Here is a 25,775-nt window from a genome sequence, read left to right as displayed (position 1 = left end):
CAAATTACTTTGGGTTCAGATATTAAGGTCTGATCCTTTAGCTGAATGACTCTCAATCCTCCCAATGAATGGAGGGATAATAACGAGAGCGGTAAGATCGTTGCACCAAACCCCGATGAAACGAGACCAAGTAACATAATTAAATCCTGACATTCGCACAGTATATTTGGTTCTATATCTAACCGTTGAAATTCATTGACAATTTGTCCATACGCACCTAAACCATAGTTTGGTCGCAGAAGAATCAATGGCAAATCGATGATTTCCTCTAACCAGCATTGTTCTGATCCACTCCACGTCCATTTTTCAGGCAAAACAAGCACATATGGGTCACTTTCCAATGTCATTTGAGAGATACTTTTTTCTGTTATTGGACTATTTGTTATCGCGATCTCAATCTGACGTTTAGATAACATTTTTAAGAGATGAATCGTTTCACCTTCCCATACTTTGAAAGTAAGACCAGGATTTTTCACACGAATATCTACCACCTTAGAAAGAATTAAAGATGCACAATAAAGATTGGATCCAACAGATAAAATCCCACTGGCGTCTTTCCTCAATTCTTGAACTTCAACCATTGTTTCATCAAGTTTATTTAAAAGTTCTTTTGCTCGAAGAAGTAATCTTTCCCCCTCCAAGGTTAAATTAAGACTTTTGTTATCTCGATCAAATAAAATGACGCCTAGCTCTTCTTCCATTTGTTTGAGTTGTCGGCTCAAAGGGGGTTGAGCAATATTTAATTTCTTTGCAGCGGTCGTGATCTTACCTTCTTCTGCTATAGTTACAAAGTATTTTAACTGTCGAATATCCAAGATGAACCTCCATCATACCCAAAAGATATAGTAAAAAGATAAAACAGATATTTTAAGTATTGATAAATTAAGTTTACACTAAGATGTAGTGTAATTCATAAGTTGAAGGAGTGTGACTTTGTTGTTCAAGAAAAATATCATACAATTTCCAAAGCTTTTATCGGTTGGGAATATATCGAATGGATTTGTGGCCTGGCTTTTTGGTTCAGCAGGACCATTATTAATTGTTTTACAAGCTGCTGCAAAAGGTCATTTGTCTGGTAGTATAACCAGCTCATGGATTTTCGCCATTTATGGAATGGGGGGACTCCTAACGCTCATCGTCTCCTTATATTATGGGCAACCCATAGGCTATGCCTTTTCAATACCTGGAGCCATTCTTGTCGGCTCAAGCTTAACCCATTATTCTTTCAACCAAGTGGTTGGTGCCTATATTATAACCGGGATCCTTATTTTTCTTTTAGGATTATCTGGCCTTGTTACAAAATTGATGAAGGCTTTGCCTATGCCAGTTATGATGGGGATGGTGTCAGGCGTCTTACTTCCTTTCGGAACTGAAATGATCGGCTCGGTTGTAAAAAATCCTTTACTCAACGGAATCCCGTTACTTGTCTTTCTTGCTCTTTCTTTTTTCTTACGATTTTCAAAAAAGTTTCCGCCTATATTAGGGGCGATCATTGCAGCAATTCTTTGTCTTAAATTTTTGCCGAACGTTTCTGTACAGCATCTCCATATAACAATGGGCATTCCCCATTTTATCATCCCATCATTTAATTTTTCCGTTGTAGGGGAACTTGTCATTCCATTACTCTTAACGGTTTTTGCCATACAAAATGCCCAAGGGATTGCTATGTTAGAGACCCATGGGTATCGTCCACCGATCAATGCCATGAGCAATTGGAGCGGAATCGGTACCATTATAAATGCTTTTTTTGGGGGCCACCCAGCCTGTATTGCAGGTCCCATGACGGGCTTACTTGTTAATAAAGAATCAGGCAAACTTGAACATAGGTATGTCGCTGCTATTGTATTAGGAGTATTATCCTGTCTATTAGCTCTATTCTCTCCAATAGCTTCGCAAATTCCACATGTCATTCCTGCCTCATTAATTCAATTACTAGGTGGCGTCGCCATGATTAGTGTACTGGTTGACTCTTTGAAAATGAGTTTCTCTGGTCCATTCAAATCAGGCGCCCTCTTTTCCTTTATAATCACAATCTCTGGGATCTCTATTCTCCATATTGGAGCGCCATTCTGGGGTCTGGTTGGAGGTACCTTGGCCACCGTATTCTTGGATAAACAAGATTTTTATAAATCCGAATCAAGTGACCAAAACAATGAAACTAACTTGAGTGAAGCTCTTTACAAGGACAAAATTTCCTAACACCGTTTCTTAAGACCTCGGATACATCTCATGACAAAAAAATGACACCTAGACATAGTGCAGTCTAGGTGTCATTTATTTCTTTGTATAAAATAAAAACCTCATTTCCCATCCCAATTCGCATAGCTCAATTGCACACTGGAAAACTATCTGCAAGAATTTAGTATTGTAGTATCAATTAATAAAATTAGAGCTTAGTTACTATAAATAATTAATCCCCCTAGAATTCCCGGTCAATTTAAGTGGCGGCTTTATGCATACCTTCATTACTTTGTCCTCAGCCCTTTCAATTTAGTATAATTGATATAGCGAAATTATTGATTGGAGAACCAATCTAGCGTGAAAAGGAAAACAATCCTGTGTTATTGAGCCCATAACGCTTATGCAAAAACTAAACCTTTGTACCACTTTACCGATTAATTACTGTTTGATAATAGGCTCACCAAGGGCTTGGAATGTTAAATCTTTCTCAAAAAAATATAGAAAGTAAAAAAGGAGAAATTGCGATGTCTGAGGCATATCAAGTGATAAGTTTCGTAGAAAATCAAAATATGAAAATTGAGGTTTTGGAGTATCAAAAATTAGGCGGGAATGATAATTTTTCTGTTGCTGAAAAGTTATTTTTTGCGCAAAAATCAAACATTAAATTAAGACAAGTAAGGATTACACTTAAAAACAGCTCCCTTACAGCTGAATCCGGTGCACTACAGTTTATGAAAGGGAATATTTCGTTAAAAAGTTTAGGAGGAACTAGTGCTAAAGGTTTCTTAAAAGGAATAGCCTCCAGTGTTTTAGCCAATGAATCCATGATTAAACCACAATACCATGGTAGCGGAATTATTTATTTAGAACCAAGTTTTAAACACTTTATGATCGTTGAACTTAATAACGAAGAAATCATTGCGGATAAGGGTCTTTTTTATTGCTGTGAATCGACTGTTTCTACCTCTGTTCAAGCAATGAAAAATATTTCTTCTGCCATTGCTGGAGGTGAAGGATTATTTCAAACAAAAGTATCTGGAAACGGATATTGCGTATTTGAAATTCCTGTTCCAGAAGATGAACTTGTGGAGTTTGAACTTCAAAATGAAATGGTTCAAGTAGATGGGAATTTCACACTTTTCCGAGTTGGAAATATTGATTTTACCGTTGAGAAATCATCAAAAAGCATTTTCGGTTCTGTTGCATCCGGCGAAGGTCTGCTTCAAACATTTAGAGGTACCGGGAAAGTCTTTATCGCACCAACGTTACCTGTTTATGAAAAGTTAGGATATATTTTAAACCAAGTGCCGTCATCAAAATAAAAAGGATTAGAAAGAAAAGAAAGCGACATGGACATACTCCTTCTGTTATTCAGCCGAACCGCCCATCCTTCTTCTCGCATCTCAAAACAGAGAAGTTGTATATAGAACAGTGTAAATCAGAAGTGGAGATACGACAAGCAATTGAGGATTATATCTATCACTATAATTACAAACGTATTCAAAAGAAATTCAATCAACGCGCGCCGATTGAATATCGACACGCGTTGGCTGCTTAGCTTTTTTATGCGGTCTACTTGACAGGGGTAAGACCATTTACTTATGGTACGGTTTACCGTAACAGATCTAATTGAGGTTCTTCCTTGTGTTTTTTCTTTCCTTGAGATTTCCAATTCAATAAATCCTACTTGTTTCACGTGAAACTTCTCAACTTACTCTATAATAACCACAAAATTATTGAAGAATCTCCACATAAGACATTTTCCGTAAATATCCCACTGGCAATGGAGTCTTAAAAGCAAATTGGGTGAATTGAACTAAGCTTCGATTCACCCAACTAATATGTTTTAGGTTATTAATATAAGATATCAATGATATTTTCTGAAAGACTGAAAATATAAGTATCTCATTTGTTCCCTCGAACTATTAATGGATCAAAATTGGACCAACTAATTCTTTTGGATTTTCCCCTAATGCTAACTTGCTAATGTTGACATAGGTTACTTGTTTATACTTTTTTAGAACCTGTTTTAATTCAGAGAATTTTTCGTCTGTTTTTAATTTCTCGATTTCACGATGGTAGATGGACATTACGTAGTCATCCAGGGACTTAGGGTAGAAATCACTTGTGTTTTCATCCATAATGACTGTGCCCATATACTGATATCCACAGTGCAATTGACGTGTTAGTTTTACGATATTGATAAATTTTTTATAAATAGAAGGTTTTGTTGCATGTAAGTTTTCGATAGCAATTTGTGCATTTTTCAATTCAGTGTAATTTGATTGTCTTATCATACTATCTTCCCCTTTGTTTCACTATTAATCCCATGGTTTATCTAGTGTAAGTCTGGCCACAAGTTCTTTATTTTGTGTTCTTTTTAACTTACGGATTTCTTCGCGCTCTTTTCCCGTTTCATAAAGAAATTTCTCTTCCTCTGTTTCTGGAATGACTCCAGGCACTTCCAACGGTCTTTTATTTCTATCTAGAGGGACGAAAGTAAAAAATGCAGTAGCAGCAATTCTTCGTTCCCCGGTTTCAAGATCCTCTGCAATCACTTTACAGAAAATTTCCATTGATTTTGTACCTGTATAGCTGACAAATGACTCGATACAAACTGAATCACTTTGTCGGATTGGTTTAATGAAATTAACGGAGTCTGTCGATGCAGTAACACATTCCTTTACCCGTGAATGCCTACGGGCGGAAAGCGTCGCGCAAGCATCCATCTTCTTCATCAGAACTCCACCAAATAATGTAGAATAATTGTTCAAATCGTTAATGAGCACTTGATCGGTTTGAACAACACGTGTTTTTTTTATTTTCTTTGCTTCCATTTATTTTCTCCCTATATATAAAATGTTTTTGAAGCGTTCGCTTCTCATACATCACAAAGGTGATTATAATATAACCACAGTGGAAAGGTACAATGCCAATAATATATGGAATTCATAACAAAACTATATGGAAGCGTTTTTGTCCTGAACATTAAAAGACAAGTAAAACTGTTCCAATATGAGGTGTACAACAACAATAACAGTTACAATACCAATACTTATTGCACTATTTAACACTCTTTCGTACAGGATTTAACAGGTACATTTTTATGTTTTATTACATCATATTCCAATTTAATTCTAGGTCCAGCACTAGAATTCATAAGAAAAACATGAAGAATAGAAAATTAACTGATCCTCATTTGTTCATTATTTCAGGAAATATCTAACTGGTTTAATTGAGATAACATCTCCCAACACTAAGAAAAGCGGAAGGTAAGTATGAAGAAATTGCTTAATATAGGGTGATAAAATGGAAGCCAAAAAAATTAGTGAAACGCGTGTAATTCATACCGATCAGGTGTTGCTTAATGATTTGAATAATTATGATACATTATTTGGCGGGGTTCTTATGAAGAAAATGGATGCATGCGCGACACTTTCGGCTCGCCGGCATTCACGAGTAAAACAATGTGTTACGGCATCGACAGACTCCGTTAATTTTCTTCACCCCATTCGGCAAAGCGATTCGGTCAGTATCGAATCATTTGTTTGCTATACAGGTAGAAGGTCGATGGAGATTTTCTGCAAAATAGTTGCTGAAGATCTTGAAACAGGGGAACGCAAAATTGCCGCTACAGCTTTCTTAACTTTCGTCCCTCTAGGTGAAAATAAAAGACCATTGGAAGTGCCAGAAGTTATTCCAGAAACAGACGAAGAAAAATATCTTTACGAAACCGGAAAAGAACGCGAAAAAATCCGTAGACTCAAAAGGGAGCAAAATAAAGAACTTGTATCCAGACTCTCACCGAAAAAAACATGTACTTAGGGGGTTGAAACATGTTAATCTCAGTAAATTATGAAGATTTGATTGACGCAAAAATGGCCATTGAACACTTAGGTGAAACAAAACCATCTATTTATCATATGTTCTTAAATATCATTGAACTAACTCGTAAACTTAATTTTGGATACCAATATATGGGAGCATTAATCATGGATGAAGACCCAAGCGAATTTAAGCCGGTAGGACAAGATGATTATATTTTGTCCGTCTATCAAAAGGAAATCGAAAAGTTAAAAAAGGACGAAAAATTTTCTGAACTAAAACAGTTGCTAAAAGAGTATGAACAAGTGAGTTATGCTAATATCAGCAAGTTAGCATTAGGAAACCCGCCAAGGGAACTAGCCGGTCCAACTGTGATTCATTAATAAAACGAGGCTGTGAGGAAATTCCCCCTCCCAGCCTCGTTTTGTTTGTAGACACGGCATAAAAATCCATTGCTGAAATCTTCTATCATAGATTATGAATCACGGTAAGGTTACTTCCGACAGCTTCACTTTTGCAAACCGGATAAATTCTTTCTCAACCTGTGACATGTACGCATCCGTTTTCCAGATCAATGCTAAACTCCATCGGATTGTCGGGTTGGTTATTGAGATTGTTTGAATATCATGTGTTAAATCCATACATATACTCTCAGGCAGCAAGGTAATACCCAGATTAGAAGCAACCATTTCTTGGATAAAATCTAATTGTGATGTTTCCGAAATAATGGTCGGTTGAAAACCAACTCCTCTGCATGCAGCAATAACCAGACTCCTTAATTCAAAATCTCGGTTAAACATAATAAAATTTTCTTCTTTCAGCTCTTGCAATGTCACTTCCTGTTTGCCGATAAAACGGTGGGAGGCGGGAATAACCAGTTTTAGTTTCTCATTAATAAACGTATAATAGTCAATACTTTCATTTTTGTCAGGGAGAAAGACAATACCAAAATCAAGTAAACCATTGATAATCTTCTGTTCAATTGGCTTTGATCCGTCCTCTTCCAATTGGAACGTAACTTCTGGATATTCTTGATGAAAAGAAGCAAGAAGTTTTGAGAAAAAAGTAGAATTGGTTACTGTAGGGAGCCCGATACGGATGTGTCCTTTTTTTAGCATTAACATCTTATCCATTTCCTCATCCAATTGCTGCAGCTGTTCTTCAATTTTTAATGCATGTTTTTTTAGGACACGTCCTGCATCGGTTAAGATCAACTTTTTCCTTGTTCGAACAAAAAGCTTTGTGCCAAGTTCGTCTTCCAATGATTTAATAGTTCTGCTGAGGGCAGGCTGCGTAATGAAAAGATTTTCTGCTGCACTGGTAAAACTACCAGTACGCGTAACTTCAATAAAAAATTGCAACTGTTTAATTTCCAATTATAATCAAACACCTTATTTTTCTTTTTTAAAGATAGACTAGTTTACCACAAATTTTTCTTTAAAGACAAGCACTTGTGTCATACCCAAAAGGGAAACATATTAAACCTTAAGCTTACTCATGAGCTGGCAGGCTTTTAATTAATTAATTTATATTAAAACCTCATTTATTTATGATACGGTTCATTCCGATTAATCCTAAACGCCCGATAAATCTGTTCTACTAAAATCAGCCTCATTAATTGGTGAGGGAAGGTCATTCGTGAAAAAGACAGCTGCTCATTTGAGCGTTTGATGACTTCATCACTCAAACCAAGCGAACCTCCAATCACAAAGGCAATCTTACTTTTCCCATAAGTAGCGAGCCTGTCTAAGTTTTTAGCCAGCTCCTCCGATGACTGAAGTTTTCCTTGAATCGCTAACGCAATCACATATGTATCTTGGCCGATCTTAGCTAAAATCCGTTCGCCTTCTTTATGCTTGACCTGCAGCATTTCCAGCTCACTTAATTCCTCAGGAGCCTTTTCATCTGCTACCTCTACCATTTCAACTTTTGCATAAGCAGATAATCTCTTTAGATATTCTTCAATTCCCTGCCGTAAATATTTCTCTTTTAACTTACCAACTGTTATGATCGAGATATTCACAATCCACAACCTTTTCAACTAAATTACAAACAGCTTACAAACAAGATATCCACAGAAGTTATCCACATATTCACATTTTTTATCCACATCTTGTATGGAATCATTTGTTCGCCACCATATATACAGCCCGTTTTTCGCAATATTCACAACTAGCAGTTGGATTATCCACAGATATTTGTGATAAAACTGGATATGTCTGATACTTATCCACAATATCATCTAATGCAATGTCAACGTGTTCTTCACAGCTATAGATCATTCTTACTCCTCACTTTCAAACAAAAATCATTATGATTATTTTTTGACCTCATCTATCATATCATACAAAAGAAAATGGGAAAGTGAATCGCCACTTCCCCAGATCAATGCTTATTCCAGTTTTTCGCCTGACAACGTTAAGGTAGTTTCTTTTAACTTTCCTTCACGATAATACTTTACCTTTAATTTCTCGCCGATTTTCTTTTCCTGATATAGATGTTTTCGAAGGTCGATTACATCATTTATTTTTTCCCCATCCATTTCCACAATCACATCCAGCTCTTTTAACCCTGCTTGGGCTGCTGGAGAATTGGCTACCACCTGGCGAAGGGCTACACCATAATTGACATCACGCGGTAATTTTAACGTTTGCTCTTGATAATACGCTGGTATTTCACTGACTGATTTTAAATCGACACCCATATACGGGCGTTTCACTACACCAAACTGTTCAAGGTCATCAATAATAGGTTTAGCCGAATTAATTGGGATGGAGAGACCAATTCCCTCAACGGCCTCCTGAGAAATTTTCATGGAATTTATTCCGATTACTTGTCCAGCCATATTGATTAACGCTCCGCCACTGTTACCAGGGTTAATCGCCGCATCCGTTTGTAATACCTCAGACTGCCAATCGACCACACCATCCTGATTGATATCCACTGGAATGGTCCGCTTCAGACCTGAAATAATCCCTTGGGTCACTGACCCAGAAAAAGTTGCCCCTAGCGGATTACCAATCGCAATAACGGGTTCTCCCATTTTCAAGCTGTCAGAATTTCCGAATTCCGCCACTTTTTTAATCTTCCCCGCATCAATTTCAAGCACAGCTAAGTCTGTCCATATATCACTGCCAAGCAGCTTTGCAGGAATTTTTGTTCCATCATCCAAGGTTACCTCTAGGCTCATCGCACCTTCTACAACATGATGGTTCGTCACGACATACGCTTTATTGCCTGCCTTTTTATAAATAACCCCTGAACCTGTCCCGGCTGATTCTTCTGAAGAATCACCACTATCCGACCAAAAGCTTGTAGATTGGATATTATTGATGCCAACAACAGCCGCGCCTGTTTTTTCAACAGCTTTTGTTGTATTTGTATTCACATCATATGAAACCTTTGTAACAACATTTTGTTGATTATCCGTATTATTCGTTTCAGCTGCTTGATTTTGATCTACAGCCAGTTTATAAGGCAATATTCCTTGCTTTGATAGAGTTGGGATGGAAAAAATCACTAGAATTGCCCCGATGATCGCACCAGCCAAGCCTGCAAAAAATACACCGCCTTTTCTGCCTCTCTGTTCACGATAGCGTCCTTGTGAATGATCATCATAATAGCCCATTAACACCATTCCCTTCTTCAAAAACATTTTCGCTCCTACTATCAATTATAATTGTTTTCCCTAAAATTACTAAATATAACAACCAACTAATAAAAAAATGAAGGTCTAAATGACCTCCATCTGATAAATTATACAGCTGTTAAAATGGTTGGGATTTTTGGATCCGTATCGTAAAGGTCAAACTGTTCACCGACCATTAAACCGCGGCTTTCTAAGGTTTGTGCAACCGCCATTTTCGCTAAATCCTTCATATTATTATCAAGGCTTAAATGGGCGAGATACACCCTTTTTGTCCGGTCACCGACCACATCACTCATGGCAAGGGCTGCATCTTCATTTGAAACATGTCCAACATCGCTTAAGATCCGACGCTTAATATTCCACGGATATCTGCCCATCCGCAGCATCTGCACATCATGATTGGATTCGAAGATGTAGACATCTGCATTTGAAATTGTACCCTTCATCCGGTCACTCACATAGCCCGTATCCGTAATCAGTACTAGTTTTTTTCCTGCATGATGAAACACATAAAACATGGGTTCTGCTGCGTCATGGGACACACCAAACGATTCAATATCTGTGGAACCAAAGCTCTTGACGGTTTCCATATTAAAAACAAATTTTTGCTCCGTAGGAATCACTCCTACAGAACTTTCCATGGCCCGCCATGTTTTCTCATTTGCAAAGACTGGCAAATGATATTTACGGGCGAGAACACCAATTCCCTTGATATGGTCACTGTGCTCATGTGTAACAAAAATGCCGGAAAGCTTGCTGATATCACGGTCAATCTGTCCAAAAAGGGACTCCATCTGTTTTCCGCTGAAACCGGCATCTACTAAAAAGGAATGTTCATCTGACTCTACATACAAGGCATTCCCTGTACTGCCGCTTGCTAGGATGCTATATCGTAACGACATTCTTTTTCACTCCACTTTACTATTTTCCTTGCTATTAAATTCAATGATCTGACCTTCAAATGCATTGACGAACAAACTTTCCTTATCATTTACCACGATACGCCAGGTTGGCGCCAATGCTTGGGATGCAGCAAGCTGAATAAGTGTTGAATAGCCAAGTTCAATTTTGGTGATTTTACTTTTTGGCTTTAATATACCTTTTTGATGCAGTGTTTCAATCGCCTTTAAAGGTGGAAGAAGCTCTTCCTTAGCCGTTAACTTTTGGACTTCTTCAAGATAGGTTTGCTGATAAGAAGTAATCTGATTATCCTCATTCACAGTAAACGTAATCATACCATTAATATTTTCATATAACGGATAGCTTTCATATTGTTGGAAGTAGGTAATCGTATGTTTCTTATCATCTTTTTCCCAAAATTGATAATGGTCACCGTAGAGAATATCTTCTTTTAAAAAAGAAGCTAGGTCAGCTGGTTGAAATTTAGAACCTAGCTGAATCGGATTATCCAGCGTGACCACAAGGGTTGAACTGGGCTCAACATTTGTGGCCCGCTGATCTTTCAATTTGGCCATATCTGCTTTTGTAAAGGTCTTAGGCTTAGCACTGAGATACTGATCTTTAATTGGGGTCTTAGGGAGCTCTACATATTTAATCTCATCTGCTTTTAATTTATCTTCAATGGAAGTCTCTGTTATGACCTCATATTTATTGGCATCCCGTATTTTCATGAATTGAAATAACAGATACACATCTAAGATCAAAAACGTAATAATAAAAATAGTTTTTATTTTACTCCAATCCATGTACGGTGCCACCTCCAAAGTCTCTCAGTGTAATCTGACCCCACGTTTTATCATATCGATAAAACCAAACAGGTTCTAAGAGAATCAGTTTATTCTCCTCCAAATCCCTTTCCATTCGATAGCCAAGGACTAGTTCTTCGAGGAGCTCAGGCTTAAAGTTCTTATTACTTTGTAAGAGCGTTAAAACTTCATGCCCTGAGGGAGGTGTAACTTTTTGCATTTCTGTTATTAATGGAAGGTCTAAAGTAATATTTGGGCGGACATATTTATTAATCTCGTCACGTCCCCATTCCTCGTTTATTTCTGAAAGTCCACTATCATTAAAGATAGGGTAGCCATCCGTACTGTATAAGCGAAAGGTAACAGATCGTTTGTATTCACTTTTAGAAACATAGCGAAACGGATCTGTCCAGCCGCCGTGTTCATTGACAAAATCAATACTTCTCTTAACTAAATCGTAGGAACTTTCAACAAAGCTATCGTCCGTTGTCGGATTGATATATTGCAGAATATTACTATCATAGTTAACTGTCATCTTACTAGAGTCATTCGTAAATTCCTCACCATGGGGTATCGAGCTTCTTTGAACAAAACTTGGATCGTCAAACAGAGCATCTTTGAATTCATCTGAATTAAGCGTTACAGGCAAATACTTATAGGTACTCATTTTAGTTTTATCCTCTGGGAGAAAGATCGTCCTTTTTTCAGATGCCTTATAGGCAAAAAACTTTGGATAATGAGCAGCATTTTTATAATATTCTCGATTAAACTCAGTTAAATTGGTTGCTAAAATATGACTCATATAGACCTGCTGAGATTCGGTGGAAGCAAAATAAACAATTCCGCTGCCTTTTTCCATATCATCCACATTGATGATAATCCGATTAAAATTGAAGGACGGAACTTTTTTTCCCTCGATATTTAAGACACTTCGATATAATTCAATTGGGACATCACCAGGAAAGATCAGTTCAGCTTTTCCGCTGCCCTGAATAAAACCATCTAGATTTCCAACCTTGTCGGTATATTTTTTCACATCAGTGATGGCCCAGCTGCTCATTTCCTTTATCAATTTTTCCAATTCATCTGGATTATTAGTCCCATAGTGCTGGCCCTTTACATGAAATAATACTTGATCAGGTCTGACAATTTTCGTCACTTCTTGTTTTTCATCCACTGTTACTTCTGCTACTGTCTTACTATTTTCCATGGTGTCATAGTTAGGCTGGTATGTCCAAAGATTCCACGTTAACAGAAGGCTCATTAAGACTAATATAGTTAATATTCCTGATTTAATATTCTCGTATCTCATGACCATTCATCCTCTTCAGACCGCTCGTATGGGAGTGAAAAGGAAATCTTTGTTCCTTTTCCTTCGGCACTTGTTGCCCAGATCGCCCCGCCATGAGCCTTAACCATTTCCTTAGCAATGGCAAGTCCTAGACCGGTACCACCCAATTTACGGGTCCTTGCCTTATCAACCCGGTAAAATCGGTCAAAGATTTTACCAATATTCTCTTTTGGAATTCCTACTCCTTGGTCAGAAACGCTGACGATAATTTTATCTTCTTTTTCTTTTATCGAAAAAGTAACCTGTCCGCCCTCAGGGGAATACTTTAAGGCGTTGGAAATAATGTTGTATAAAACCTGGGTCATTTTATCTTCATCTATTTCTACAAAGATTGCCTGAGCAGGAAGCTTTCGTTTAAAGGTTACATTTTGTTCTTTTGACATTTCAAACCGATCGATAATGCGGTCGTAAAAACCGACAAAGTTAACCCATTCCTTTGTCAGCTTGTAATCGGTACTATCCATTTTCGATAATTGGAGCAAATCATTGACAAGACGAATCATTCTTTCTGTTTCTGTTCTTGTTGTTTCTAAGAAGTTAGGAGCAATTTCTGGATCCTGCCATGCGCCATCTGCCAGTGCCTCTAAATAACTGCGCATAGTGGTAAGAGGTGTCCTTAATTCATGTGAAACATTGGCCACAAATTCTTTTCTCTCCGCATCAATCTTTTCTTGCTCGGTAATATCATGCAGTACACAAATTAAACCATTAACAAAGCCTGTCTCCTTTTGAATAATAGAGAAATTAGCTCTTAAAAAGTAGCGTTCCGATTTCGTACTATAATCTAAAATTAAGGAGTCATTTTCTTCAAGAAGGTCTTCAAATGTATTAGTATCATCTAAATCCAATAACTCAACAATTGGCTGAGATAAAACTGTTTCACGTGAAACATCCAGCATTTCGGCTGCTGGATCATTAATTAAAATGACACGGCCTTTCCGGTCAGTCGCAATAACCCCATCTGTCATGTAAGAAAGGACAGATGAAAGTTTCCTCCGTTCCCCTTCTGTCATGGCCTGGGCTTCCTGCAGCTTTTTTGTTAAGTGGTTAAAAGTAACAGCCAGCGTACCTATTTCATCCTGACCATATACCTTAACCTTACGTGAGAAATTCCCCTTTGCCATTGCCATTGCCTGCTTTTTCATATCGGCTATCGGCCTCGTAATGGTTTGGGCTAACAATATACCTAAAACTGCAGTAATTGATAAAGCAATCGCCGTACCAGTAGCAAAAATTCCATTAATGGTCTTCATCTGCTCGAACACATTTTCTATTTTTGCGACTAAATAGATGGCACCAATGACTTTTTTACCTGACTTGATAGGAGTGGAGAGGACCCAAATTCGATGTCCAGTCTGCCGGTCAATTTTGATCGTGCTTTGGTCTTCCTCTAATACCATAGACTGTTTTACCTGAAGCTCTGTTGTTCTTTGACCGACAACTCCTTGGTTCCCCGGCTGTGAGGTACCAAGTATTTTTAGGGACCTATTCTCAATCACTCGGACTTCCGATACATCACTATCACCCGCATCAAAGTCTTTAAGAATTTTTTTCAAATCCTCCTCAAGTGTTGGATCCTCTGGCTTTCGTTCCTTTTTCATTTCCTCAACAACATTATAGGCCAGCAAATCGACTCTCTGCTTGATCGAAGTTTGAAAGTTCGTCCGCAGCGTTTCTTCGAGCTGTCTTACAAAGTAAACGCCGATGATTTGCATCGCTACTAATATTAAGAGGACATAGATGAGGACAAACTTAACATGGATTGAGCGAAAGAAACCAACCTTTTTCATCCGTTCATTACTCCTGTTCAGGATTGCGCAAATAGTAGCCAACCCCGCGGCGAGTGACAATCCATGTTGGATGGCTTGGGCTATCCTCAATTTTTTCACGCAAGCGCCTAACCGTTACATCGACAGTCCTTACATCACCGTAATAGTCATAACCCCATACCGTTTGCAGCAGGTGTTCTCTTGTCATGACTTGGCCAATATGCTGTGCTAAATAATAAAGAAGCTCAAATTCACGATGGGTCAGTTCAATGGTTTCGCCTCGTTTTGAAACAACATAAGCATCGGGATGAATCACAAGTGAGCCAACCTCAATTTCATTCGTTTCATTTTCAGCGTCCGGCTGTGCTAAGATTTGATTATGACGGCGTAAGTTCGCTTTGACACGGGCAATTAATTCCCTTGTACTAAACGGCTTCGTTACATAATCATCTGCCCCTAATTCAAGACCTAACACTTTATCAATTTCAGAGTCCTTTGCTGTCAGCATGATAATAGGCATTTCATATTTTTTTCGAACTTCACGACATACTTCCATACCGTCGCGTAAGGGAAGCATGATATCTAAGAGGATTAAATCAGGCTGAATTTCCTCAACCAACTGAATAGCCTCATTTCCATCATAAGCACAATAAACGATATAACCTTCTTTTTTTAAGTTAAATTGTAAAATATCTGCAATCGGTTTTTCATCATCTACAACAAGTATCTTCTTTTCCATAAAATTACTCCTTTTCATTTAATTGAATAAGGCGGTGTGAACAAGCTCAAGCTTAAATCAGTTAAAAGTGAAAAATTTATATTTTGCTCAGAATGGTAAAACAGATTCGCTTTTGCGACGCTCCGCTCCTTTACCAATAAGTTTCTAGAGGTCATAGTCATACCTATTCTATTTTACTTTACCATTTTATAAGTAGAAATTCATCTATAAGTAGCAATTGGCAAATAAGGAAAAGCGGAAGCGCCATGACCACGAGCTCGTGCAGGGCATTATTCAAAACAAAATAGAAGAGCCTCTAGCAGTAAACTAGAGACTCTTACCATTAATGTAAATAAGATAGCGGGTTGACCAGACTCCCATTTTTATAAACTTCAAAATGAAGATGAACTCCGGTGGCGTCACCAGTTGCCCCCATAATTCCAATAGCAGTCCCTTTTGACACTGTCTGGCCTGCTTTGACATTTAAGGATGACATGTGCCCGTAAAGAGTACGGAAACCATTGTGATGGTCAATAATAATTTTGTTCCCGTAACCATTGCTCCAGCCGGCAAAAACCACCACACCATTATCAGCGGCCTTTATCGTCTTATTACTTGGTCTAGCAATATCAATGCCTTTATGCATTTTGCCCCAGCGCATGCCCTGCTTGCTGGATACATATCCGCCGACAGCCGGCCAGGCAAAGCTGCCCTCACCGCGCGAAGGGATTACTTTCGTCCCTTTTACTACAATATGATTAACAGGCTGGATAACATTTCGCTCATTGGACTGTTCTTTTTTAACAGCTGTACCGTTTTGTTCCGAAATCTGATAGGTAACCAGACGAGATCCATTCTGCCCAGGCTGCTTTTCCTTTGTTTCTCCCTTTGGTAAAGAGGCATCCTCAACCACTTGGTTAGCAAATGGAATCACTTCCTTTTGACTGACTTCCTTATCAACAATCACTTCAATAAACGGTTTTAGTTCTGTAACATTTAGTTCCTGACCAACCTTTAAGACGCTGTCCGCCTTTAAACCAGGATTTAATGCGATTAAATCTACCACTTTTAAGCCATGCTTATGAGCAATGGTTTCGAGGGCATCACCCGCTGCAACTGCATAATTCTTTTCCTCTAAAGTGCCCTTTTGTAAAAAGGTTACTGCATCATCAGCGGTCATAACCTTCTCTGGCGTAATATTCTTTTTCTCAATTGATACGCTCTTTGATAAGCGGACGTCTAATAAACGAGTTTCATTTTCTTGAAGAGGGGGCAGAACTGCATCTTTTTGTTCTTTCCTTGCCTCCAGTTCATTTAGTTGTCCTTCCGAAACATATTGCAGCTTGAGTTTTTTTATTACTTCTTCAGCAGAAGCTTTATTATCGAGATAAACCACCGGTCTCCCATCTATCATTATGGCTGATGATTCCGCCTCTAGCTGGAAGATATTATTAAAGTGATTAACTGTTTCTTGATTATTAGCTGTTGAGTTACTGACCTGCTCCGGTATGTATTGAACTTGTGGATCAATCTTTAAGTCAACGTTTGTAAACGATTTCTTTGCATTATCTACTTTCTCGGCAATTAATTTATTCACTACATTCTTATCTGTAACATTGCCAATGTAGGTACCATTTAAATATACATGATAGATTCTAGTTGAATTTGATGCTAAGGCTAAGGCAATAGGACCATTACTAAACGCAATCACCGATGCCGCCATAGCAGTAATGACCGCTGTTTTTAGCATTAAGTATTTATTTGTTTTACTTCCCTTATTCGAAAATAGCATTTTCTCCCCCTAAACCACGGTAAAATCTTTATTCGTCTTTTATGTATATCTAGTAAAGAATTTTCCCATATTTTTGACCATTATTACTTTAACATAGTTTTATTTTCATAGATTAATAGTCTTCATAATGTAACAAATTTGTATAACTGCTGACACTTTTTACATTTTCACGACACATTTCTAGTCATATTTTCATCATAGATTTGTCGAATTTGTTATTAGAAATGGGAGAATAATCCTTAAAGTAAAGAGGATGGATGGTAACATAGTAATATATTGGGTGGGTTGTGGGGTGAGGAGTTTGAATAGGGACGTGAGTAAGAAAAAGGCTTTTTTGTGGTAAGAACATTATAAAAAAATAAAAAAAGAAGCATGCATATGCAGCTTCTTTTTAAATGGCTCAGGACGGAATCGAACCGCCGACACAAGGATTTTCAGTCCTTTGCTCTACCGACTGAGCTACTGAGCCAACTAGTGGCGGTCTGGACGGGACTCGAACCCGCGACCTCCTGCGTGACAGGCAGGCATTCTAACCAACTGAACTACCAGACCAGATTAAATTGATCGTCAGCAAGGAAACCGTCCTTGCCAGTCACTTACTGACAATCAAAAGCCATGACCCCTACGGGACTCGAACCCGTGTTACCTCCGTGAAAGGGAGGTGTCTTAACCGCTTGACCAAGGGGCCATATATTGAATGTTATTTTGCTAGGCAAAAACTGGTGAGCCATGAAGGACTCGAACCTTCGACCCTCTGATTAAAAGTCAGATGCTCTACCAACTGAGCTAATGGCTCGTACTTTTTAACATCGTATCGTGACGACGCTTTTTATAATAGCATGGATGTTATAGCTAGTGCAATACTTTTTTAAAAGTTTTTTAATAAAGTTTGAAGCCCTCATAAAAGAGGGCCTCTCATTAAGAATGAATGTATCGTTTTTATCTTTGATAATTATCTAGCTGCAGCGCCTAGGGGCTCGGGGTCATAAGCCAATCCGTCAAGAAGGCTAAAGAGCAGCCTTCTCGCCGGCTTGTCTTATGCCTGTCGCCCCTGGACAAGGCGCTTTCGCTTTTATATTTGTCTCCAAGGGCTGCGGACTACATTTGTTTGAGTGCGATCTGGGCCGACAGAGAAGGTGGTTAACGGTACTCCTGTCAACTGGGTTACACGCTCAACGTAATGGCGGGCGTTCACAGGAAGCTCATCCAAAGATTTAACGCCAGTAATATCTTCGGTCCAGCCAGGAAGCTCCTCATAAATTGGTTCACATTGCGATAGGATTCTTAGATTTGCTGGATATTCAGTAATAACTTCATCTTTATAGCGATAAGACGTACAAATCTTTAATGTTTCAATGCCTGTTAACACATCAATAGAATTTAGAGATAAATCGGTTAAGCCGCTGACACGACGGGCATGGCGCACGACAACACTATCAAACCAGCCTACACGGCGAGGACGGCCTGTTGTTGTACCGTACTCGCGGCCTACTTCACGAATACGATTTCCAATTTCATTATTTAACTCCGTAGGGAATGGACCATCACCTACACGGGAGGTATAAGCCTTACAAACACCCACTACATGAGTGATTTTAGAAGGACCTACACCAGACCCAATGGTTACTCCACCTGCAACAGGATTTGAAGAAGTTACGAATGGGTATGTACCTTGGTCAATATCAAGCATAACGCCTTGGGCACCTTCAAATAGAACACGTTTGCCATCATCTAGAGCATCATTTAATACAACAGAGGTATCACAAACATATTTTTCAATTTGCTGCCCATACTCAAAGTATTCATCTAAAATATCTTCCTTTTTGAAGCCGTCTGTCTCGTAAATTCGTTCAAATAAACGATTTTTTTCTTCTAAATTCTGCTCTAACTTTTCTTCAAAAATCTCACGGTCAAGCAAATCAGCAATTCGAATCCCAACACGTGCTGCTTTATCCATATAGGCTGGGCCAATACCTTTTTTTGTCGTACCGATTTTATTTGCACCTTTACGTAATTCTTCTACTTCGTCTAATTTTAAATGATAAGGAAGGATAACATGGGCACGGTTACTAATCCGAAGATTATCCGTAGTTACACCCTTTTCATGTAAATACGCAAGCTCTTCTACAAGTGCCTTTGGATCAACAACCATTCCATTGCCAATGACACTAATTTTTTCTTTATTAAAAATCCCTGATGGTATTAAATGTAACTTATAAGTTTCACCGTTAAACTTGATGGTGTGTCCAGCATTATTTCCACCTTGATAACGTGCAATCACTTCTGCATTCTCAGAAAGGAAATCGGTAATTTTCCCTTTTCCCTCGTCTCCCCACTGTGTTCCAACAACGACTACTGATGACATGAATGGCACCTCCGAAATTTCTGCTTCTAATTTAATCCTACACATATTTTATCAATTTTAGCGGAGTAAAGTCAACAAAACACGAACATTTCCTATAACTCTAGAAAAATACGTTCGTAAATATATTAATATATGAAAATAAAAAAAGGATCAGCCAAATAGGCCTGATCCTTTGTAAAACAACTACGCGCCCGGAGGTTCGTAACGTGTCTCTAGGTTTACGAATTTGTTATATTCCTTTACAAAAGCTAATGCAACGGTTCCAGTTGGGCCATTGCGCTGTTTGGCTATAATGATTTCGATAATATTTTTATTCTCAGATTCCTTATCATAGTAGTCATCACGATATAAGAACGCCACGATATCAGCGTCCTGCTCAATACTACCAGATTCACGAATATCGGACATCATCGGACGTTTATCCTGACGCTGCTCAACGCCACGGGATAGCTGCGAAAGGGCAATAACAGGGACCTTAAGTTCACGGGCTAATTGCTTAAGTGAACGGGAAATCTCTGAAACTTCCTGCTGACGGTTTTCACCCGAACGGCCGCTTCCTAAAATCAGCTGCAGGTAGTCAATTAAAATCATACCGAGGCCATGCTCCTGCTGAAGACGGCGGCATTTTGAACGGATATCACTGATTCTAACCCCTGGAGTATCATCGATAAAGATACCAGAGTTTGAAAGACTGCCCATTGCCATTGTTAACTTGCCCCAGTCATCATCCGTTAAAGAACCAGTACGAAGTCTTTGCGCATCAATATTTCCTTCCGAACAAAGCATACGCATAACCAGCTGTTCAGCACCCATCTCAAGACTGAAGATAGCTACATTTTCACCTGTCTTTGTAGCCACATTTGCGGCAATATTTAAAGCAAAGGCCGTTTTACCTACAGAAGGACGGGCACCCACAATGATCAAATCATTACGTTGGAATCCAGCTGTCATTCTGTCAAGCTCAGCAAACCCCGTTGAAATCCCGGTAATATCGCCAACACGGTTATGCATTTCCTCGATATTATCATATGTTCGGACAAGAACATCTTTAATATTATGGAATGCTCCTGCATTCTTTCTTTGGGCCACTTCCATAATGCTTTTTTCTGCTTCACTTAAAAGTGCTTCTACTTCGTCTTCTCTAGAATACCCATCAGAAGCAATATTAGTGGCTGTACGGATTAATCTTCTAAGTAAAGATTTCTCCTCTACAATTCTAGCATAATACTCTATGTTAGCTGCCGTCGGTACAGAACCGGACAAATCACTTAAGTAACTAACCCCGCCTATATCCTCAATCAATTTAGCAGCTGCAAGTTCCTCTGTTACCGTCACAAGGTCAACGGCTTTCCCTTGATCATTTAGATCCAGCATAACATTAAAAATTTTCTGGTGAGAGGCGCGGTAAAAGTCCTCAGGAATTAATATTTCTGAAGCCAAAGTCAGTGCAGAAGGCTCTAAAAAGATAGCTCCTAGAACAGCTTGTTCCGCCTCGATATTTTGCGGCGGCATACGATCGGCTAATACATCATTCATCTATCAAAAACCTCCTAGCTTAGAAGGATAAATAACTATATTAAAAATATCATATATTTAAAAGAAAAAAGTGACCAGTTATAACCGATCACAAGTGAATTGCTACTTAAATTATTCTAACATGTTTTTTGGTACTTTCGTACTGGCAAATTTTCACCTTATTTGATTTCAGTTACTGAAACCGTTAACGTCGCAGTCACTTCATGATGAAGCTTTACAGGGACCTTTGTATGTCCTAATGTCCGAATCGCATCATCTAATTCCATTTTACGTTTATCAATTTTAATGCCATGTTTCTTTTGTAATTCTTCTGCAACTTGCTTGGTGGTAATGGAACCAAACAGTCTTCCGCCTTCACCGGCTTTGGCTTTCAGTTCAACGGTCGTTTTATCTAAAACTTCCTTCAGCTCTTTAGCCTCAGCAAGCTCTTGGGCAGCAGCTTTTTCTTCCTTTTTCTTTTGAGCATCAAGAGAACTAATATTAGCATTATTCGCCTCAATAGCCAGGCCTTGTTTAATTAAAAAGTTATGGGCATACCCATCGGCAACATTTTTAACTTCTCCCTTTTTACCTTTACCTTTAACATCCTTTAAAAAAATGACTTTCATTCTTTTTTCACTCCCTCAAAATAATCATCAATCGCCAGCTTTAATTGGACTTCTGTTTCATCAATTGTCAGCCCCGTCAGCTGGGTAGCTGCATTCGTTAAATGGCCTCCGCCTTTAAGGCTTTCCATAATCACTTGCACATTAATATTTCCAAGTGACCTAGCACTGATAGCAATCACGCCTTCGTCTCTTTTTGCGATAACAAAGGACCCAAGCACGCCATCCATCGTTAATAAGGTATCTGCAGCCTGAGCAATCACTACTTGGTTATACGGTTCTTGCTCTGAGCCTTTAGCAATGGCAATCCCATCACGATAGAAAGACACCGATTCAATTAACTTCGATCGTTTTATATATGTATCGACGTCTTCTTTTAAAAGCTTTTGAACAAGAATCGTATCAGCTCCATGGGCACGCAGATAAGAAGCTGCATCAAACGTCCGTGACCCGGTTCTTAATGTAAAGCTTTTTGTATCAACAATAATTCCGGCTAAAAGAGCAGTCGCCTCTATCATTTCAATTTTACTCCGTTTTGGCTGATATTCCAAAAATTCCGTCACAAGCTCAGCTGTTGAGGAGGCATAGGGTTCCATATACACAAGCAGAGGATTGGCAATAAACTCTTCACCGCGGCGGTGATGGTCAATCACTACAACATGATCTATTTTATTTAATAACCGTTCCTCAATCACCATAGAAGGCTTATGGGTATCAACAATGACAAGCAATGTTTTTTCGGTAGCAATTTCTAAAGCAAGTTCAGGGTCAATGAAGTAAGAATATAATTCTTCTTGGTGGCGTATTTCTTCCATTAACCTTTTTACTCCACTTTCCATCTCCTGCATATTAACAACAATATAGGCTTCCTTCTGGTTCATTTGAGCTACCTTATAAATCCCAATACTTGAACCAATTGAATCCATATCAGGGTTCTTATGCCCCATGATGATGACCTTATCACTAGCGATTATTAAATCCCTGATGGCATGGGAGATGACTCTTGCTCTCACTCTTGTCCGTTTCTCAACAGGGTTCGTTTTGCCCCCAAAAAATTTCACCTTGCCGCTTGGCAATTTAATGGCCACTTGGTCACCGCCTCTGCCTAGGGCTAAGTCAAGGCTGGATTGTGCCAGGGCGCCTAATTCGGGAAGGGAAGTTACTCCTGTACCAACACCGATACTCAATGTAAAAGTGACATTTTGCTTAGAGGTCATTTCTCTCACTTCATCGAGGATCGTGAACTTGCCTTTTTCAAGAATACGAAGAATTCTTTCACTAAATACCGCAATAAAGCGTTCAGATGAAACCCTTTTTAAATAAAGACCATTATCCTGGGCCCATTTATTTAATATCGACGTAACTAAATTATTAATGCTGCCGCGCATTTGATCATCCATACCCTGGGTAAGATCATCATAATTATCAAGAAAAATCGTTGCAATAACGGTTCGATCATCCTGATATTTTTTCTCAATCTCCGTTTGCTCCGTTACATCAAAGAAATATAGCAGCCGTTCTTCACGTTTATGAACAACCCGAAATTTTCTCTCATGAAGGGTAAAAACTTCTGTTTCTACCTCTTGTTTAATTAAAGGAATTAACGCATCTGCAACATCATAAAGTGATCTGCCTACTAATGTAACCTCATCAAAACAGGAGGAAAGATAAGGATTTGTCCACTCGATATAATACTCCTCATTAATCAGCATGATTCCGATGGGCATTTCCATCAGGGCTTCCTCGCCAACCTTTTTCACTCGATAGGACAGGGTAGAAATATATTTTTCCATCTCTTTACGCTCTCTGCGGTCAATGACTAACATATAGTAGAGGGGCACTAACATTAATAAAAACCCAGCGACGCTCAAAATCCAATTATATAAAAGGAGGATGATAAGCAGAATCACAGTAACGCCAATAAGCCCATAAAAAGGGTAACGAATTGACCGCTTTTCAAAAAATGCAGGCAAAGTCTTCAGCTCCTTGACGTTTTACTCTTTTTTGGAAAATCGCTTTCTAAAATCAAATCCTAAATCAGTAATTCCTAATATCATTATTATATAATGAACAATCGGTATGATGAAAGATAGAATTACAATGAAGACGGCAAAGCCTTTTCCAATCGAACGCTGATAAAAAATATAAAATAAACAAGCTAATCCCTGTAAAAATATAAACCATTCTAAAATAAATCTGGCATTAACAATGGCTAGATATAAATAGGTACCCTCTTCAGGATGAAATAATAAGTAGCCTCCTAATGCTGCTAAGTAATACCATAAGAGACTTTTTGGGAGCATAAGATTCCTAAATTTCCCCCATGATGGAGCCGCAACACCAAATCTTTTGGCAATAGGAAAACAAATCCACTGCGTAATAAAAGCATACACAATCGCCACCGTTATTAAATACCCCGGTGCCAAAGCCTTGATGTTTTTAATTAAATTAGCATTTTGCTCCTGCAAGAGTTTTATCTGATCTTCTTTACCTAATGCCTGCAGCATCGCCTGTGATTGCTTCATGGATTGTTCTAACATTACATTTAGCTCATGGATAAAATTGATATTCATAACCGTAACAAGTACAGTATAAGTAATGATCAATCCAATAATAAAGGTAAGTGTACCTCCTATTAAAACAGCTGAGCGGCTTTTTGTTTTTTGAGTTATATAGCCCATGACAACTCCAGCAGCACCAAATAGGACTATTAACCCCAGGCCTTGGAAGGAACTAGAGATAAACGAAATCAAAATAGCTGCAATAAAAAAGACAGCAATAGATTTCAGGTTATTTTTCGCCGAAAACATGATAAATGGCAGTGGCAGGATAAAAACACTGATTACACTTAAGGGTGGTATGTAGATGGTTATTAATAAAAATACAGTAAAGGCAGCTAAAAGAATAGCCCCTTCCGTTAAATTCCGGACATTTTTCACTTCAACACCTCATAAATAATTACATCTATTCTTTATTTTAGCCACATACTTGTTTTGATACAACTTTTGATAAAAGAAAAAGACAGTAAGGATGTCCTTACTGTCTTTCTAGCTTTACTTTATTATTCACCAGCCACGAATGGTAGTAATGCCATTTGACGTGCACGTTTGATTGCAACTGTTAGTTTACGTTGATATTTAGCGCTAGTACCAGTTACACGACGTGGTAAAATTTTTCCACGCTCAGAGATGAATTTTTTAAGTAAATCTACATCTTTGTAATCGATGCGAGTGATACCATTTGCTGTGAAATAGCACACTTTACGACGCTTTGCGCGACCGCCTTTACGTCCTCCTGCCATGAAAATTCCCTCCTTCATTGTTTTATTATGATAACGTTTAAAAGGTTACTTTAGAATGGAAGATCGTCATCAGAGATGTCAATCTGACCAGTTCCTGCAAATGGATCTTCATCCATGCGGGTAAACCCTTTGTTTTGATTTTGGTTTGGACGTTGATTCTGATTGCCGCTGCCATATGAATTACCTTGTTGTGGTTCCATAGGAGGGGCACCATAATAATCGTTGTTGCTTCTTCCGCCACCACCAGAAGACGACTTAGGCTCTAGAAATTGAACACTTTCCGCTTGAACCTCTGTAACGTAAACACGTTTACCATCTTGTCCTTCATAGTTGCGCGTTTGAATACGGCCATCAACACCTGCAAGGCTGCCTTTTTTCAGGAAGTTTGCCACATTCTCAGCAGGTTTACGCCAAACAACACAGTTAATAAAGTCTGCTTCACGCTCACCTGACTGACTAGAAAATGGGCGATTAACAGCTAAAGTAAAAGTAGCAACAGGAACCCCATTTGGTGTATAACGCAAATCAGGATCTTTTGTTAAACGGCCGACAAGAACGACACGATTCATCATCAGAATCAACTCCTTTTCTTTTGGTAAAATGTCCCACATGAAACATTTTATCAAGATATCTATAATTCTTAAGCTTCTTCTTTAATTACGATATGGCGAATGATATCTTCGCTGATCTTTGCAAGACGAGAAAATTCTTGTACTGCAGCAGCTGAAGATGTAGTTTTGGCGATTTCGTAGTATCCGTCACGGAAATCGTTGATTTCGTATGCTAGACGGCGCTTACCCCAATCTTTTGTTTCAGCAGTTTCCGCACCGTTTTCAAGAAGAATTGTGTTAAAACGCTCAACAAGAGCCTTCTTTGCTTCATCTTCAATATTTGGGCGGATGATGTACATGATTTCGTACTTATTCATCACAGTCACCTCCTTTTGGTCTAAACGGCCCACTTATGGGCAAGGAGCA

At 38.6% G+C, this 25,775-nt stretch carries 26 protein-coding genes and 4 tRNA genes; 5 read left to right on the top strand and 25 right to left on the bottom strand.

The window, feature by feature from the left end; translation table 11 throughout:
- Positions 1 to 815 (bottom strand): LysR family transcriptional regulator (locus V7266_RS02010; RefSeq protein ID WP_335465548.1); only part of this gene is annotated, 815 nt, incomplete at its 3' end.
- A 121-nt stretch (positions 816 to 936) separates the two neighbouring features.
- Between V7266_RS02010 and V7266_RS02005 the strand changes: the two genes are divergently transcribed.
- The 3 genes from V7266_RS02005 to V7266_RS30685 all read left to right on the top strand — a co-directional run bounded on the left by V7266_RS02005 (position 937) and on the right by V7266_RS30685 (position 3,739).
- Positions 937 to 2,199, top strand: a complete 1,263-nt coding sequence (locus V7266_RS02005) for a benzoate/H(+) symporter BenE family transporter (RefSeq protein WP_335465547.1) — start codon at positions 937 to 939, stop codon at positions 2,197 to 2,199.
- Positions 2,200 to 2,654: 455 nt separating this feature from the next.
- The gene (locus V7266_RS02000) at positions 2,655 to 3,503 is read left to right on the top strand and encodes an AIM24 family protein (RefSeq protein ID WP_335465546.1); all 849 of its coding nucleotides are present in this window, start codon (positions 2,655 to 2,657) and stop codon (positions 3,501 to 3,503) included.
- On the top strand, positions 3,470 to 3,739 hold the full coding sequence (locus tag V7266_RS30685; RefSeq protein WP_420491295.1) for an IS3 family transposase: 270 nt from the start codon (positions 3,470 to 3,472) through the stop codon (positions 3,737 to 3,739). Before V7266_RS02000 ends, V7266_RS30685 begins: the two co-directional genes overlap by 34 nt.
- Positions 3,740 to 4,106: 367 nt before the next feature.
- On the opposite strand, the gene V7266_RS01995 is transcribed toward V7266_RS30685, so the two are convergent.
- Together V7266_RS01995 and V7266_RS01990 are read right to left on the bottom strand one after the other, a co-directional pair.
- Positions 4,107 to 4,478, bottom strand: coding sequence for a hypothetical protein (locus V7266_RS01995; RefSeq protein ID WP_335465545.1), 372 nt, complete (start codon positions 4,476 to 4,478; stop codon positions 4,107 to 4,109).
- A 24-nt stretch (positions 4,479 to 4,502) separates the two neighbouring features.
- Entirely contained in the window at positions 4,503 to 5,018 is a 516-nt protein-coding gene (locus V7266_RS01990) for an acyl-CoA thioesterase (RefSeq protein WP_335465544.1), read from the bottom strand.
- Positions 5,019 to 5,490: 472 nt separating this feature from the next.
- On the opposite strand from V7266_RS01990, the gene V7266_RS01985 reads away from it, so the two are divergent.
- Positions 5,491 to 6,006, top strand: a complete 516-nt coding sequence (locus tag V7266_RS01985) for an acyl-CoA thioesterase (RefSeq protein WP_335465543.1) — start codon at positions 5,491 to 5,493, stop codon at positions 6,004 to 6,006.
- Positions 6,007 to 6,017: 11 nt separating this feature from the next.
- Entirely contained in the window at positions 6,018 to 6,389 is a 372-nt protein-coding gene (locus tag V7266_RS01980) for a hypothetical protein (RefSeq protein WP_335465542.1), read from the top strand.
- Between the two features lie 99 nt (positions 6,390 to 6,488).
- Here the strand turns inward: V7266_RS01980 and V7266_RS01975 are convergent, their stop codons facing one another.
- From V7266_RS01975 to rpsF, 22 genes are all read right to left on the bottom strand, one after another.
- A complete protein-coding gene (locus tag V7266_RS01975; RefSeq protein WP_335465541.1) occupies positions 6,489 to 7,382 on the bottom strand; it encodes a LysR family transcriptional regulator in 894 nt (297 codons plus the stop codon).
- Positions 7,383 to 7,549: 167 nt separating this feature from the next.
- On the bottom strand, positions 7,550 to 8,029 hold the full coding sequence (gene rlmH, locus V7266_RS01970; RefSeq protein ID WP_335465540.1) for a 23S rRNA (pseudouridine(1915)-N(3))-methyltransferase RlmH: 480 nt from the start codon (positions 8,027 to 8,029) through the stop codon (positions 7,550 to 7,552).
- 100 nt (positions 8,030 to 8,129) lie between these two features.
- Positions 8,130 to 8,288 carry a CxxH/CxxC protein gene (locus V7266_RS01965; RefSeq protein WP_335465539.1) on the bottom strand — a complete coding sequence of 53 codons (159 nt, stop codon included), beginning with the start codon at positions 8,286 to 8,288 and terminating at the stop codon, positions 8,130 to 8,132.
- Between the two features lie 110 nt (positions 8,289 to 8,398).
- Entirely contained in the window at positions 8,399 to 9,634 is a 1,236-nt protein-coding gene (locus V7266_RS01960) for a S1C family serine protease (protein ID WP_335465551.1), read from the bottom strand.
- A gap of 128 nt (positions 9,635 to 9,762) precedes the next feature.
- Entirely contained in the window at positions 9,763 to 10,557 is a 795-nt protein-coding gene (locus V7266_RS01955) for an MBL fold metallo-hydrolase (RefSeq protein WP_335465538.1), read from the bottom strand.
- A 6-nt stretch (positions 10,558 to 10,563) separates the two neighbouring features.
- Positions 10,564 to 11,361, bottom strand: a complete 798-nt coding sequence (locus V7266_RS01950; protein ID WP_335465537.1) for a two-component system regulatory protein YycI — start codon at positions 11,359 to 11,361, stop codon at positions 10,564 to 10,566.
- On the bottom strand, positions 11,348 to 12,673 hold the full coding sequence (locus tag V7266_RS01945) for a YycH family regulatory protein (protein WP_335465536.1): 1,326 nt from the start codon (positions 12,671 to 12,673) through the stop codon (positions 11,348 to 11,350). Before V7266_RS01945 ends, V7266_RS01950 begins: the two co-directional genes overlap by 14 nt.
- The gene (gene walK / locus V7266_RS01940) at positions 12,670 to 14,502 is read right to left on the bottom strand and encodes a cell wall metabolism sensor histidine kinase WalK (RefSeq protein ID WP_335465535.1); all 1,833 of its coding nucleotides are present in this window, start codon (positions 14,500 to 14,502) and stop codon (positions 12,670 to 12,672) included. The genes V7266_RS01945 and walK overlap by 4 nt, the downstream gene beginning before the upstream one ends.
- Positions 14,503 to 14,509: 7 nt before the next feature.
- A complete protein-coding gene (gene yycF, locus V7266_RS01935; protein WP_335465534.1) occupies positions 14,510 to 15,220 on the bottom strand; it encodes a response regulator YycF in 711 nt (236 codons plus the stop codon).
- Between the two features lie 322 nt (positions 15,221 to 15,542).
- On the bottom strand, positions 15,543 to 16,991 hold the full coding sequence (locus V7266_RS01930) for a M23 family metallopeptidase (protein ID WP_335465533.1): 1,449 nt from the start codon (positions 16,989 to 16,991) through the stop codon (positions 15,543 to 15,545).
- A gap of 396 nt (positions 16,992 to 17,387) precedes the next feature.
- Positions 17,388 to 17,460: transfer RNA gene (locus tag V7266_RS01925), tRNA-Phe, on the bottom strand.
- 6 nt (positions 17,461 to 17,466) lie between these two features.
- Positions 17,467 to 17,543, bottom strand: a tRNA-Asp gene (locus V7266_RS01920).
- A gap of 64 nt (positions 17,544 to 17,607) precedes the next feature.
- Positions 17,608 to 17,679 (bottom strand) — tRNA-Glu (locus tag V7266_RS01915).
- Positions 17,680 to 17,711: 32 nt separating this feature from the next.
- Positions 17,712 to 17,787 (bottom strand) — tRNA-Lys (locus V7266_RS01910).
- Between the two features lie 276 nt (positions 17,788 to 18,063).
- Positions 18,064 to 19,356: an adenylosuccinate synthase gene (locus tag V7266_RS01905; protein ID WP_335465532.1), complete on the bottom strand. Its 1,293-nt coding sequence runs from the start codon at positions 19,354 to 19,356 to the stop codon at positions 18,064 to 18,066.
- A gap of 183 nt (positions 19,357 to 19,539) precedes the next feature.
- Complete coding sequence (dnaB, locus tag V7266_RS01900; protein ID WP_098530226.1) at positions 19,540 to 20,892, bottom strand: replicative DNA helicase; 1,353 nt, start codon at positions 20,890 to 20,892, stop codon at positions 19,540 to 19,542.
- A gap of 158 nt (positions 20,893 to 21,050) precedes the next feature.
- Positions 21,051 to 21,500: a 50S ribosomal protein L9 gene (gene rplI, locus V7266_RS01895; RefSeq protein ID WP_335465531.1), complete on the bottom strand. Its 450-nt coding sequence runs from the start codon at positions 21,498 to 21,500 to the stop codon at positions 21,051 to 21,053.
- A complete protein-coding gene (locus V7266_RS01890; RefSeq protein WP_335465530.1) occupies positions 21,497 to 23,470 on the bottom strand; it encodes a DHH family phosphoesterase in 1,974 nt (657 codons plus the stop codon). The genes rplI and V7266_RS01890 overlap by 4 nt, the downstream gene beginning before the upstream one ends.
- Positions 23,471 to 23,491: 21 nt before the next feature.
- Positions 23,492 to 24,436 (bottom strand): YybS family protein, encoded by a 945-nt coding sequence (locus V7266_RS01885; protein WP_335465529.1) that lies wholly within the window; start codon positions 24,434 to 24,436, stop codon positions 23,492 to 23,494.
- A 122-nt stretch (positions 24,437 to 24,558) separates the two neighbouring features.
- Positions 24,559 to 24,798 carry a 30S ribosomal protein S18 gene (rpsR, locus tag V7266_RS01880; RefSeq protein ID WP_007088219.1) on the bottom strand — a complete coding sequence of 80 codons (240 nt, stop codon included), beginning with the start codon at positions 24,796 to 24,798 and terminating at the stop codon, positions 24,559 to 24,561.
- Positions 24,799 to 24,848: 50 nt separating this feature from the next.
- Positions 24,849 to 25,370 carry a single-stranded DNA-binding protein gene (ssb, locus tag V7266_RS01875; RefSeq protein ID WP_144566168.1) on the bottom strand — a complete coding sequence of 174 codons (522 nt, stop codon included), beginning with the start codon at positions 25,368 to 25,370 and terminating at the stop codon, positions 24,849 to 24,851.
- 68 nt (positions 25,371 to 25,438) lie between these two features.
- Entirely contained in the window at positions 25,439 to 25,726 is a 288-nt protein-coding gene (gene rpsF, locus V7266_RS01870) for a 30S ribosomal protein S6 (RefSeq protein ID WP_098530221.1), read from the bottom strand.
- Positions 25,727 to 25,775: the final 49 nt, after the last annotated feature.

The organism is Neobacillus drentensis, from assembly GCF_036965645.1.
GTDB lineage: Bacteria > Bacillota > Bacilli > Bacillales > Cytobacillaceae > Neobacillus > Neobacillus drentensis_D.
The sequence above is the reverse complement of the archived record's forward strand: the minus strand, read 5'-3'. Positions and strand labels throughout refer to the sequence as shown.

Excerpts from the sequence above, each read along its gene's own strand:
- V7266_RS02000 (WP_335465546.1), top strand. The coding sequence starts at position 2,655 with ATGTTAAATCTTTCTCAAAAAAATATAGAAAGTAAAAAAGGAGAAATT.
- V7266_RS01995 (WP_335465545.1), bottom strand. The coding sequence starts at position 4,478 with ATGATAAGACAATCAAATTACACTGAATTGAAAAATGCACAAATTGCT.
- V7266_RS01990 (WP_335465544.1), bottom strand. The coding sequence starts at position 5,018 with ATGGAAGCAAAGAAAATAAAAAAAACACGTGTTGTTCAAACCGATCAA.
- V7266_RS01985 (WP_335465543.1), top strand. The coding sequence starts at position 5,491 with ATGGAAGCCAAAAAAATTAGTGAAACGCGTGTAATTCATACCGATCAG.
- V7266_RS01980 (WP_335465542.1), top strand. The coding sequence starts at position 6,018 with ATGTTAATCTCAGTAAATTATGAAGATTTGATTGACGCAAAAATGGCC.
- V7266_RS01965 (WP_335465539.1), bottom strand. The coding sequence starts at position 8,288 with ATGATCTATAGCTGTGAAGAACACGTTGACATTGCATTAGATGATATT.
- V7266_RS01960 (WP_335465551.1), bottom strand. The coding sequence starts at position 9,634 with ATGGGCTATTATGATGATCATTCACAAGGACGCTATCGTGAACAGAGA.
- V7266_RS01955 (WP_335465538.1), bottom strand. The coding sequence starts at position 10,557 with ATGTCGTTACGATATAGCATCCTAGCAAGCGGCAGTACAGGGAATGCC.
- V7266_RS01950 (WP_335465537.1), bottom strand. The coding sequence starts at position 11,361 with ATGGATTGGAGTAAAATAAAAACTATTTTTATTATTACGTTTTTGATC.
- V7266_RS01945 (WP_335465536.1), bottom strand. The coding sequence starts at position 12,673 with ATGAGATACGAGAATATTAAATCAGGAATATTAACTATATTAGTCTTA.
- walK (WP_335465535.1), bottom strand. The coding sequence starts at position 14,502 with ATGAAAAAGGTTGGTTTCTTTCGCTCAATCCATGTTAAGTTTGTCCTC.
- yycF (WP_335465534.1), bottom strand. The coding sequence starts at position 15,220 with ATGGAAAAGAAGATACTTGTTGTAGATGATGAAAAACCGATTGCAGAT.
- V7266_RS01930 (WP_335465533.1), bottom strand. The coding sequence starts at position 16,991 with ATGCTATTTTCGAATAAGGGAAGTAAAACAAATAAATACTTAATGCTA.
- V7266_RS01905 (WP_335465532.1), bottom strand. The coding sequence starts at position 19,356 with ATGTCATCAGTAGTCGTTGTTGGAACACAGTGGGGAGACGAGGGAAAA.
- dnaB (WP_098530226.1), bottom strand. The coding sequence starts at position 20,892 with ATGAATGATGTATTAGCCGATCGTATGCCGCCGCAAAATATCGAGGCG.
- rplI (WP_335465531.1), bottom strand. The coding sequence starts at position 21,500 with ATGAAAGTCATTTTTTTAAAGGATGTTAAAGGTAAAGGTAAAAAGGGA.
- rpsR (WP_007088219.1), bottom strand. The coding sequence starts at position 24,798 with ATGGCAGGAGGACGTAAAGGCGGTCGCGCAAAGCGTCGTAAAGTGTGC.
- ssb (WP_144566168.1), bottom strand. The coding sequence starts at position 25,370 with ATGATGAATCGTGTCGTTCTTGTCGGCCGTTTAACAAAAGATCCTGAT.
- rpsF (WP_098530221.1), bottom strand. The coding sequence starts at position 25,726 with ATGAATAAGTACGAAATCATGTACATCATCCGCCCAAATATTGAAGAT.